Source organism: Pseudemcibacter aquimaris, assembly GCF_028869115.1.
In the GTDB taxonomy this organism is placed as follows: domain Bacteria; phylum Pseudomonadota; class Alphaproteobacteria; order Sphingomonadales; family Emcibacteraceae; genus Pseudemcibacter; species Pseudemcibacter aquimaris.
In genome coordinates this window covers 2,180,060-2,192,081 of the sequence record NZ_CP079800.1, presented here as the reverse complement: position 1 = coordinate 2,192,081, position 12,022 = coordinate 2,180,060, and the positions used below count along the sequence as shown (strand labels likewise).

Here is a 12,022-nt window from a genome sequence, read left to right as displayed (position 1 = left end):
TTAGTCTTAAATTTTATTTATCCAAAGTCGCGTTTATAAACGTCGACCATATATTGTGTTTCTTCCGGCTTGGCGGTGCTGATACGGATCCAATTTGGTGAATGCGCGTATTGTCGTCCAATTAATACACCAGATTCAAGTAATTTTTCTCTGACTTCTGATGCATCACGTCCTGCATTGGCAAAAACGAAATTGGCGTGTGCCTTCACATACGGCATATTCAGTTCTTCAAACATTTTATAAAGAATTTCAAGCGATTCATAATTTTTGTCGATGACAAATTTCTGGTAATCAAGATCTTTATAGCTGGCAACGGCACCCATAATGGCTGGGTAAGACGATGTGCCAGAACGAAACGCCATTAATTTTTTCATTGTATCCGGATGCGCAAAGGCAAATCCAATACGGACATTTGCGAATGCATGAATTTTTGAAGCGGTTCTAAGAACGATAATATTTGGGTTATCTTTAATTAGGTGCGCCATTGTTGAATAGCTGTCATCACGAACATATTCATAATATGCCTCGTCAACAACGACCATTGCTTGTTTTGAAACCTCAAGACAGAATTGTTCAAGTGCCGTTTTTTCAACGATACTTGGAACCGGGTTATTTGGATTACAAATATAAACACATTTTGTGTTTTTGGTCATTGCCTTGCGCAAGGAATCTAGGCTGATGGACAAGTCCTCGTTCATTGGTGCTTGAATGATTTTTGAACCTAATGCCGATGCGCTTCTGGTGATTGATCCGAATGTTATTTCCGGAATGACCATATCACCACCGGATACAGCGCATAATGTGCCCGCGGCAACAAGATATTCACTTGATCCCGCACCAACAGCAATGCATTCTTCAGGAATGTTTTCCATGTCTGCAATTACTTTGGTCAATTCACGTCTCGCGCGGAAATTATAAATATGGGCGCGTTTATATGCCTTAATGATTACATCCATCGCTTTTGGATTAATACCATATGGGTTTTCATTGTTGGTCATACGGATCGGGTTGTCTTTACTGATCGGCATTCCCATGTTTGTCATGCTGGCCATGTCCTGCGCTGACGCTGCGTTTGCGATCATCATGCTGCCTGCGACGGCGGATGTACCAACCAGCCAGTCACGTCTTGTTAAATTATTTGTCATTGTCTTATCCCCTTTAAACTATATTAAGCGTATTCTTGCTTATACTTTTCGACAAAATATTTCATTTCTTCCGGTTTCGTCATGCTTAGTCTAACCCAGTTGCTATATAGTTTAAACTCACGGCCCGTAAGAATGTGATGTTTTTTCATGGTTTCTGCGACTTCAAGTGCAGGGCGTCCAGCATTGAAAAACGTGAAGTTGGCGTTTGATTTCACATATTCTAGGCCAAGTTCTTCAAACATTTCATAACATATTTCCAGGCATTCTTTGTTTTTCTGTTTCAGGAATGCTTGATATTCAGTGTCCCGGTAACTCGCCATGGCGCCTCTGATGGCTGTGTAATTTAATGTATTGGAAAACAGGCCATATGATTTTTGAACAAAATCAGGGTGCGAATAACAAATACCAATACGCACGCCAGCAAAGGCATGGATTTTTGAAGCGGTTCTTGTAACAATCACATTTTTATTTTCACGAACCATGCTGACCATACTTTCATAATCCGGATTATCAACATATTCATGATATGCTTCATCAACCAGGACAGTTACACCACGATTAGACATTTCAGTGATGAATTCTTTTAATGCATTTTTTTCAATGATGGTCGGAATTGGATTGTTCGGATTACAAAGATAAATGAGCTTCACTTCATCCGTCATGGCAGCTCGCATAGCTTCCAGATTAATTGCCAAGTCATCACCAACTGGTACTTCGATCAGTTTAGTGCCGAGTGTTTTGGAAAATCTTGCAATATCGCCATATGTTGGGGTAGGGGACATAACCGCACCACCACTAACATGATTAAGTACAGCTGCCTTTTCCAGTATTTCTGTTGATCCTGCACCAAGGGTTACATATTCAAACGGAATATCTTCAAGTTCTGCCATCAGGCCCATAAGATCGAAAACTTCGCGGAACGTATAAAGGTGCGATTTATCAAACGCATCCTTCATCGCTTTAATGGCCATTTTTGATTGCCCATATGGGTTTTCATTAAAATGCGCGCGGATTGGATTTTCTGCTGTCGGATTGACATTTGGTTGCATAAATGTTTGTGCGGTTGCTTTTGTTCCTGAAAGGGCCAAAGTTGCCGCAGCCGCAGTTGCAGAGCCGGTTAACCAATCACGGCGTGTCATTTTAGTAGTCATCGATGTATCCCTAAATATGCTTTGTGAAACAATATAACGTATATAATCATATTATCGGTGGAAATCCAAGTAATGATTTGCCATAAAAAAAGGCACCTTGAATAAGGTGCCTTTAAATTTATTGTTGTTTTACGGATTAACCGAATAATTCACGGTACTTATCAGCAACAATTTGCATTTCTTCAGGTTTGACGGTGCTTAAACGAACCCAGTTTGTAAATGGTGGGAACGGGCGTCCGGTAAGAATACCGTGCTTTCTCATTTCCGTTGCGACCTCTGATGATGGTCTTCCGGCATTAAAGAATGCAAAGTTAGTGTTTGATTTTACATATTCCAGATTTAGATCCTCGAACATTTTCTCCAGAATATCCATGCTTTCACGGTTTTTCTGTTTAATGAAGTTTTGGTACTCAAGATCCTGATAACTTTCCACTGCACCAGCAACAGCAACATTTGCCAGTGAAATATTAAACGGACCAGTAATCAAGCGCATCGTTTCAGGATGGGCAAAGGCAAAACCGATACGTACACCGGCAAACCCGTGAATTTTTGATGCTGTGCGACAAATAATGATGTTCTTATTGTCAACCACCAGATCTTTCATGGATTGGAAATCGGGGTTATTCACATATTCATAGTATGCTTCATCAACAACTATGAGGGCGCGTTTTGACATTTCAAGACAGAAGTCCTTCAGCGCATTCTTTTCAATAATGCTTGGGATCGGGTTGTTTGGATTACACAGATAAATCAGTTTGATATCATCTGTCATGGCAGCGCGCATGGCGTCCAGGTTAATATGCATATCGTCACCAACAGGTACGGATACGACATCAACACCAAGCATTTTTGCTGTACCAACTACACTTTGGTATGTGGGTTCAGGGGCAAGTACTTTTCCTTGTTTAATGGCGCATGCCATTGCGGAACGTTCAAGAAATGGGGTTGATCCATTTCCTATTGCGCTGTGTGAACCGGGAATGCCTTCCATGTCAGAAATAATCTTATTTAAATCGCGCTGTGCAAAGAAATTATAAAGATGCGCTGTTTCAGCTGCCTTATCCATTACTTTCTTTGCTCTTAATGACGGACCATATACATTTTCATTAAATCCGGCGCGGATCGGGTTTTCACGTGTTGGTTTTAAAATCGGTGCTGGAACAGTTTGTGCTGATGCCATTTTTGATACGAGCATTGATCCGGCAACAGTCGCGCCCCCAACAAGCCAATCGCGGCGGGTTAATTCAGTCGTCATATGATATTTCCTTATATTTTGTGTTACTACGTCATTTTATGCAATGATTATAATACGCAAGGCAAGTCAAAAGTATGTGAAGTAATTTAAAATAAAAAAGGCCGGGATGACCCGGCCTTTAAAAAAATATGAGTGGTTCTTGTTAGAAGCGAGCAATCATAGAAACTTGAAAGCGGTCACGTCTGAATTTATTTTGGAAATCAACCTGAGTAGTGACAGCAGGGTCAACTGTGTTATCAACAAACACTTGTGACATCTCATGTTGGAACGTTGCGCGGTTATATTCCCCTCTAATAGCGAGATTATTTGGAAGGATAATTTCTACGCCCGCACCAAAATGAAAGCCTGTATCTGAATTTTGGTTTAATACCCCTTCAAATGTTCTGGTTACAGTTTGCTGCGAAGCGCCAAATCGTGTGAATAGGATCATGTTATCATTCACCCAAATTCCAGGAAGAACTGAAATACCAAATTCGTTTGTATTTTCATATGTTTCAGCAACTGATAACTCGTTGTTGATGAAACTGTAGCCATAGCGACCTTCAACAGCAAGTGTGAATTGACGTTCGGATAATCTGTAACCGATGAACAAACCAGCCGCGAGACCTTCGTCATCATAAATTAATTTGTTGTCTGTTGGTGTCATGTCCGTAAGGCTTTCCACGCGATAGGAATCAAAACGTGTTAAGTCGTAGGTTGCGTCCGCACCAATATATAAACCGTCATGTGGGCTGCCTTGTGAAAATGCTGCTTGTACAGGTAACAGCAGTGCAGCAAATAGTGCAATTTTTGTTAATGTCTTTTTCATTTTTATATCCTTTGTTTTCCCCCCTGATATTAAAAGGGTGTTTGATACTATTAATACGCAATTATTAAAATACTGTTTATTTACTATAAGTTACTCTGTAAACAACGCCCGCATGATCATCTGCGACCAATAGACTGCCGTCATTTAATTCAAGTATATCGGATGGGCGGCCCCATGCTTCGTTATTTTGAAGGAAGCCTGTGATGAATGGTTCATATTTCACTGCCTTACCATTTTCAACAGTGACAAGGGTTAATCGGTGTCCTGTATGGCCCGCTTCTTCAGTGCGGTTCCATGAACCGTGTTCTGCGACGATGATATTATTTTTATAACTTCCCGGGAACATATCCCCTTTATAAAAAGCCATGCCAACCGCACCAGCATGTGGGGCTAATTTTTGCGCGGGAGGTGTATAATCAGCTGCATTTTTCCCATTGCCAAATTCTGGGTCATTAAAGTCACCCTGATGAATGTACGGGTAGCCGAAATGTTCACCATTTTTAGAAATTTTATTTAATTCATCGGCAGGCATTTCATCACCAAGGCCGTCACCGCCGTTATCAGTGAACCAAAGTTCCCCCGTTTTTGGATCCCAGTCAAAGCCAACAGTATTGCGAACTCCACCCGCGATTTTTGTTAGGCTATTGTTTGGATCATTTATATCCATTGTATGGATTGCGGCATAAATGTCATCGGGATCACAGATATTACATGGTGCGCCAACAGGAATGTAAAGTAAGTTATCAGGTCCAAAGTCGATAAATTTCCAGCCATGATGTGTATCAGTTGGTAACTTATCAGTGACGATTTCTGCTTTAGGGTCACTTAATGAATTTGCGATGTCTGTATATTTATAAATGGTGCTAATAGCGCCAACATAAAGATCACCATTTTTATAAGTTAATCCAGAAGGTGATTTCAAACCTTGATCAATGACAGTTACATCGTCTGCTTTATAATCGCCGTTACTATCTGTAATTGCAAAAATGCGACCGCGTGCATCACCAAGGGTGCCGACATATACGGTTCCGTCTTCGCCAAGTGCCATTTGACGCGCATTAGGGATGCGTGCGTATACTTCCGCCGCAAAGCCATCCGGCATCACTAGCTTATCAAGTTCAGGTGCTTGTGCGTTTGAAGTATTCGCAAAAAGAGCGCCAATAAATGCTGCGGATAAGATACTGATTGTTTTTTTCATTTTTTTTATTTCTCCCTGATTTTGCAGTGTAGCATATCGCAACTAATCTACAAAATCGTCTATTGAATAGCCTTGTAAGTAAAGTAGGGCTGTTAAGTCGGCATGTTCAATTGCAACATCGGCGGCTTCACCCGCAGCGGGGAATGGGTGATATCCAACACCAAGTCCTGCGCCATTTAACATCGGAATATCATTGGCACCATCGCCAACAGCGATAATTTCGTGAGTTTCAAGGCTATCCGCTGATTGAAATTCCCGTAATGTGTTGATTTTTGTATCTGAATCAACGATTGGTTCACCAACTTCGCCTGTTAACTTGCCGTCTTCATGAAGCAGGATATTCGCACGATTAGCTTTAAAACCTGTGATTTCTGATACGCGTCCAGTGAAATAAGTAAAACCACCGGACACAAGAACCGTATTCGCGCCATTCGCATTCATGGTTTTAACAAGAGTTTCTGCACCGGGTGTTAATTTAACCCTTTGGTTAAATACGGTTTCAAGATCGGAAACATTTAATCCTTTAAGAAGCGCGACGCGTTCACGTAATGCGCCCTTAAAATCAATTTCGCCACGCATGGCCGCTTCTGTTATGCCGGAAACTTTATCTTTAATCCCTAAGAAATCCGCGAGTTCATCAATACATTCACATTGAATAATGGTGCTATCCATATCTGCGAGCAGTAGTTTTTTACCGCGTGTCGCGACATCCTGAACGGCATAATCAAAATCGCCCTTTATGATTGATGTATCAATTTCACCATCGAAATAGATATCAAAAGCGATATTTTTATTCAGCCATTTTGTGCTAGATGCGTTAACAGCGGCTGCAATTTGATCTTTAATTTCATCGTTAAGTGTGGGGTTTTCCGGGTTGGAAATAAGCGTCAGAACCTTAGTCATTGATTAAGCCTGTAGAATTATTGTTATGCTTGGTATATTTACAGTATCAAGTTTGAATAGTGAAACGGAAAGTGAAGCATGCGGAAAATAATCCTGCTTGGTGGGCCAACAGCCAGTGGAAAGTCGTCACTCGCCCTGAAATGGGCGGCGGAAAGTGACGGTGAAATCGTCAATGGCGATAGTATGCAGATCTATAAAGAACTGGATATCCTGACCGCATGCCCGTCGGAAGACGAAATGGCGATGACACCGCATCATTTATACCGGGTATTAAAAGGGGATGATGCTTGTTCCGCCGAACGTTGGCGAGAAATGGCAAGAGGGGTAATTGATGATGTCTGGTCACGTGGCAAGGTTCCCATTATTGTTGGCGGTACGGGATTATATTTAAAGGCGCTTGTATACGGTCTTTCCAAAGTTCCAGAAATTGATGAAGAAATCCGCGCGGAAATTCGCGAGGAGATTAAACAAAGCGGCTCGGAATTAGCGCATGAAAAATTATCGAACCTTGATCCTGAAATGGCAGGGAGGTTGGCACCGGGTGATAGCCAACGTATTGGTCGCGCCCTTGAAGTGATATTAGCGACAAAAAGAAGTCTGGCTGAATGGCAGAAAGAACCGCTTGTTGGCGGTCTTATGGATGAAGATGGTCTGGAAATAAAAAAGAACGTTTTGGAACGTGACCGCGCCGTACTTTATGAACGCTGTAACGACCGTTTTGATTACATGATCCGTGAGGGCGGCGCGATAGAAGAGGTCAGCGCTTTAATGGAATTGAATTATCCTGAAAATGTAGCGGTGATGAAGTCACTGGGCGTGCCGCAAATTATTGAATATTTAAAAGGAAATATAAGCCTTGATGAATGTGTGACCCTTGCACAAACCGCGACCAGACAGTTTGCGAAACGACAAATGACCTGGTTCAGAAATCAATTTTCCGACTGGAACGTCATCAAATTGTAACTTTCATAAAGAAAAATTTTCATTTTTGTAATTTTATTTCAAAAAAAATGTTGACTTGATAATTTTATATCATTAAGTTACGTGAAATTTTGAATGGTAAATAGTGTGTGTTTTATCAACTATTTGGGTTTGCTATTCGGGCCGTATGCCTTTATAACCCTACAGTTATTTAATTTAAGACATGCATAATAATAAGAACAAAAGGAAAGGTGGACGTTATGTCTTCGAAAGCATTAACTGGCGCAGAGATCATCGTAAAAGCATTAGAGGATCTTGGTGTGGATGTCATTTTTGGCTATCCCGGCGGTGCCGTGCTGCCAATTTATGATGAACTTCATGAACATTCGAAGATTACTCACGTCCTTGTCCGTCATGAACAAGCAGCCGTCCACGCAGCAGAAGGATACGCACGTGCAACCGGAAAGCCGGGCTGCGTTCTTGTGACATCTGGCCCGGGTGCGACAAATGCGATTACTGGCCTTGCGGATGCGATGCTGGATAGTATTCCAGTTGTTTGTTTGACGGGACAGGTTCCAGTACAGCTAATCGGTACAGATGCGTTCCAGGAAGCGGACACCGTCGGCATTTCAAGACATTGTACAAAACATAACTATCTGGTTCGTAAAACCGATGATGCGTCACGCATTATGCATGAAGCATTTCATGTGGCGACAACTGGGCGTCCTGGCCCGGTTGTAATCGACGTACCAAAAGATGTTCAAATCCATACGAGCGAAAATATTCACGCTGGCCCGATTGAACACCGCAGTTACCGTCCGGCGTTTCATGGTGATGAAAGCGCGATTAAAGAAGCGGTTGAATTACTTGCAACTGCGAAAAAGCCAATTTTTTATACCGGTGGCGGTGTGATCAATTCTGGCCCTGCAGCGTCTGATCTGTTACGTGATCTGGTTAAGAAAACGGGTGTTCCGATTACAAGTACGCTAATGGGTCTTGGTGCATATCCGGCGTCCGATGAACAATGGCTTGGTATGGTTGGAATGCACGGTACATACGAAGCAAACCACGCGATGCATGATTGTGATGTGATGGTTTGTATCGGTGCACGCTTTGATGACCGTGTTACTGGGCGCATTGATGCCTTTTCACCGAATTCAAAGAAAATCCATATTGATATTGATCGTTCATCCATCAATAAAATTATTCCGGTTGAAGTGCCGGTGGTTGGTGATGTTGCAGCGGTTCTTGATGTGTTTAACAAGCTTTGGGACGAAGCAGGCCATAAACTTGATGGGGATGCGTTAAAAGCATGGTGGAAAGAAATTGACGGACGTCGCGCCCGTAATTGCCTTGGTTATAAGAACCGTGATGATGTGATTATGCCGCAATATGCGCTCGAGCGACTACAGGCATTAACCAAGGACAAAGACGTTTACTTTACAACAGAGGTTGGCCAGCATCAAATGTGGGCGGCACAGTATCTTCATTTTGAAGAGCCGAACCGTTGGATGACGTCAGGCGGCCTTGGCACCATGGGATATGGTTTCCCGGCGGCGATGGGGGTTCAAATGGGCCATCCAAATGCACTTGTGATTGATGTTGCCGGTGAAGCGTCCATTCAAATGAATATTCAGGAACTTTCAACCGTGATGCAATATGGCTTGCCGGTTAAAATCTTTATCCTGAATAATGAATATATGGGTATGGTACGCCAGTGGCAGGACCTTAATCATGACGGTCGCTATTCAAACAGTTATACGGCATCGCTTCCTGATTTCGTAAAGCTTGCTGAAAGTTACGGTGCAACTGGTCTTATCTGTGACCGTCCGGATCAAGTGGATGACACCATCAAGAAAATGATTGAAACCGATGGTCCGGTAATCGTTGATTGTCGTGTTGAAAAAATGGCGAACTGTTTCCCAATGATCCCGTCTGGTGCAGCGCATAATGAAATGCTTCTGCCAGACGAAGCAGAATTACAAGAATTTGAAGGAGGGGCCGCGCTGGTTTAATAAACGGTGCGAGATAAAAAATGATAGATACACCTCAAAACAAAGAACGCCATACACTTTCCATCATCGTTGATAACGAAGCGGGTGTGCTGGCGCGTGTGATCGGTCTTTTTTCCGGTCGTGGATATAATATTGAACATTTGACTGTGGCCCCGGTTGACCTTGAGGGTAACGAAAGCCGCATCACCGTTGTAACCATCGGTACGCCACGTATCATTGATCAGATACAAGCACAGCTTGACCGCCTTGTGCCGATCCACCGTGTTGCGGACTTAACCGATGACGGGCCGCATGTGGAACGTGAACTAGCGCTTGTGAAAGTATCCGGTGACCGTGAGCAACGTGTTGAAGCACTTCGTGTCGCCGAAGCATTCCGCGCCCGTCGCGTGGATAGCACGTCAAAAAGTTTCGTTTTTGAAGTGACAGGTAAGACAGAAAAGATTAAAGCTTTCATCGAATTGATGAGCGAGCTGGGACTGGATGAAGTTGTGCGCACGGGTGTTGCGGCGCTGCATCGTGGTCAAAAAGTTTTATAAACCACCAAGATTTAGAAGATTAATTAAAGAATTTACATTTACGGAGAATTTAAATGAGAGTTTATTACGATAACGATGCAGATGTTAATCTGATCAAAACAAAGAAAGTCCTTATCGTTGGATACGGAAGTCAGGGCCATGCCCACGCAGCAAACCTGCGTGACAGTGGTGTTACTGAAATCGCTGTTGCCCTTCGCGAAGGTTCATCAACACGCGCAAAAGCAGAAGCAGCTGATTTCAAATGCATGACAGCAGCAGAAGGTGCCGCATGGGCCGACGTTGTAATGGTTCTTGTGCCGGATGAGCTTCAAGCTGATCTTTACGCAAACGATCTTGCACCAAACATGAAAGAGGGCGCAGCCCTAATGTTCGCGCACGGTCTTAACGTTCACTTTAAACTTATCGAGCCACGTAGCGACCTTGACGTATTCATGATCGCACCAAAAGGCCCAGGCCACACAGTTCGTTCAGAATACCTTAAAGGCGCAGGTGTACCAACACTTATCGCTGTTCATCAGGACGCAACAGGTAACGCAATGGACATCGGTCTATCATATGGTTCTGCAAACGGCGGTGGCCGCGCAGGTATCATCGAAACAACATTTAAAGAAGAATGTGAAACTGACCTATTTGGTGAGCAAGCCGTTCTTTGTGGTGGTGCTTCTGCACTTGTACAATGTGGTTTTGAAGTTCTTGTTGAAGCTGGTTACGCACCGGAAATGGCATATTTCGAATGTCTTCATGAACTAAAGCTTATCGTTGACCTAATGTACGAAGGCGGTATCGCGAATATGCGTTACTCAATTTCAAACACTGCGGAATATGGTGACTATATGTCTGGTCCACGCGTGATCAACGAAGATACAAAGGCTGAGATGAAACGTATCCTTGCTGACATCCAAGAAGGTCGTTTCGTAAACGACTTCATGCTTGATAACAAAGTTGGTCAAATCAAACTTAAAGCATCACGTGCCAAGGGCGCCGCACACCAAATCGAAGAAGTGGGTGCAAACCTACGTGCAATGATGCCATGGCTTAAAGAAAACCAAAAGGTTGATAAGTCAAAGAACTAATATTTATAGTTCAGCGAATTTCAAAAGCCTCCTCAGGAAACCGAGGGGGCTTTTTTATTAGTTACTTATTTTTTTAAGGCTTACATTGCACCTTTTGCGGCTTCAATAGCTTGTTTAACTCCGTCTTGATCGGGGTCTAACGCCAGTGATGCTTCATATGCTTTAATCGCCGAAGCTGCATTGCCGGTTTTCATATAGGCATTCCCCAGAATTTCATGGGCATATGGTTCGTTCGGGAATTGTTCAGTGCCGAATTTTGCCATTTCAACGGCATTGTCATTTTCGCCGCCGATGATAAGACGGTTTGCATATTCAGCGAGTGTAAAGCCGGTGAAATCATAGGTATGACTGCCGTAATATTCTTTCTTAAGTTCCAGGTACTTGGCCTGCGCAGCACCAGTGCCGCCGGATGCAATTTCATTGTTCATGACTTCTTCAATTAAAAACGGGTTGGCTTGGCCACGGTGGCATGTTGTGCAGACAAATGCGGTTGGTTTATGCTCCGGATTATCTGGATATAGGTTTGCGGAAACCTGGCGCACATGCCCCACTAGTTTCATCATTTCGCGGGTAACACGTTTCTTGTCATTGTTATCGGTATCCCAGACCATATGCGCGCCGTCCTCGGTTTCCACCCGGTCATGGCAATATGAACAGTTTTCACCAATGGCAGCGGAAAAGCGTCGCATGATTTGCCGAAGCTGGTCGCCCTTAACCGTTTCCGGTAATACTTTTAAATTTTTGGGTTCTGCGAACGGGTTTTGCGCGTTTGCAATCGGCGCGAATAATGCGGTTAAAATTATCGTGAATAGTATTCTTTTCATTTAAACCTCCCTTGATATGATCCATAAATTAAAAATCAAATCGTCTAGTAAGTCAAATTTTGTCCATTCAAGTTTTTGTGACGGCCGCAATATTCGTAGTTAATAAATTCTTAACAAAATAGTTTAGAATGTTTCAAAAAAGCATCACTTTCACTTAAAGAAACTTTTTCTTAAAAGTCATTTTTCCTTCTGC

The 12,022-nt window shown here is 42.9% G+C and carries 11 protein-coding genes; 4 read left to right on the top strand and 7 right to left on the bottom strand.

Going from position 1 to position 12,022, the window contains the following annotated elements; all coding sequences use genetic code 11:
• Positions 1-17: 17 nt before the first annotated feature.
• From KW060_RS10330 to serB, 6 genes are all read right to left on the bottom strand, one after another.
• Complete coding sequence (locus KW060_RS10330; RefSeq protein ID WP_249034746.1) at positions 18-1,145, bottom strand: pyridoxal phosphate-dependent aminotransferase; 1,128 nt, start codon at positions 1,143-1,145, stop codon at positions 18-20.
• A gap of 23 nt (positions 1,146-1,168) precedes the next feature.
• A complete protein-coding gene (locus KW060_RS10325) occupies positions 1,169-2,296 on the bottom strand; it encodes a pyridoxal phosphate-dependent aminotransferase (protein WP_249034745.1) in 1,128 nt (375 codons plus the stop codon).
• Between the two features lie 136 nt (positions 2,297-2,432).
• Positions 2,433-3,551, bottom strand: coding sequence for a pyridoxal phosphate-dependent aminotransferase (locus tag KW060_RS10320; protein WP_249034744.1), 1,119 nt, complete (start codon positions 3,549-3,551; stop codon positions 2,433-2,435).
• 142 nt (positions 3,552-3,693) lie between these two features.
• The gene (locus KW060_RS10315) at positions 3,694-4,359 is read right to left on the bottom strand and encodes a porin family protein (RefSeq protein ID WP_249034743.1); all 666 of its coding nucleotides are present in this window, start codon (positions 4,357-4,359) and stop codon (positions 3,694-3,696) included.
• 76 nt (positions 4,360-4,435) lie between these two features.
• Positions 4,436-5,557, bottom strand: a complete 1,122-nt coding sequence (locus tag KW060_RS10310; RefSeq protein WP_249034742.1) for a PQQ-dependent sugar dehydrogenase — start codon at positions 5,555-5,557, stop codon at positions 4,436-4,438.
• A 42-nt stretch (positions 5,558-5,599) separates the two neighbouring features.
• Positions 5,600-6,460 carry a phosphoserine phosphatase SerB gene (serB, locus tag KW060_RS10305; RefSeq protein WP_249034741.1) on the bottom strand — a complete coding sequence of 287 codons (861 nt, stop codon included), beginning with the start codon at positions 6,458-6,460 and terminating at the stop codon, positions 5,600-5,602.
• Positions 6,461-6,538: 78 nt separating this feature from the next.
• Here serB and miaA point away from each other — a divergent pair, with 78 nt between their 5' ends.
• From miaA to ilvC, 4 genes are all read left to right on the top strand, one after another.
• Positions 6,539-7,423: a tRNA (adenosine(37)-N6)-dimethylallyltransferase MiaA gene (miaA, locus tag KW060_RS10300; protein ID WP_249034740.1), complete on the top strand. Its 885-nt coding sequence runs from the start codon at positions 6,539-6,541 to the stop codon at positions 7,421-7,423.
• Positions 7,424-7,641: 218 nt separating this feature from the next.
• A complete protein-coding gene (locus tag KW060_RS10295; RefSeq protein WP_249034739.1) occupies positions 7,642-9,396 on the top strand; it encodes an acetolactate synthase 3 large subunit in 1,755 nt (584 codons plus the stop codon).
• Between the two features lie 20 nt (positions 9,397-9,416).
• Positions 9,417-9,932, top strand: coding sequence for an acetolactate synthase small subunit (gene ilvN, locus KW060_RS10290; RefSeq protein ID WP_249034738.1), 516 nt, complete (start codon positions 9,417-9,419; stop codon positions 9,930-9,932).
• 53 nt (positions 9,933-9,985) lie between these two features.
• Positions 9,986-11,005, top strand: a complete 1,020-nt coding sequence (gene ilvC, locus KW060_RS10285) for a ketol-acid reductoisomerase (RefSeq protein WP_249034737.1) — start codon at positions 9,986-9,988, stop codon at positions 11,003-11,005.
• Positions 11,006-11,085: 80 nt separating this feature from the next.
• Here the strand turns inward: ilvC and KW060_RS10280 are convergent, their stop codons facing one another.
• Positions 11,086-11,829 (bottom strand): c-type cytochrome, encoded by a 744-nt coding sequence (locus KW060_RS10280; RefSeq protein ID WP_249034736.1) that lies wholly within the window; start codon positions 11,827-11,829, stop codon positions 11,086-11,088.
• Between the last annotated feature and the right edge of the window lie 193 nt (positions 11,830-12,022).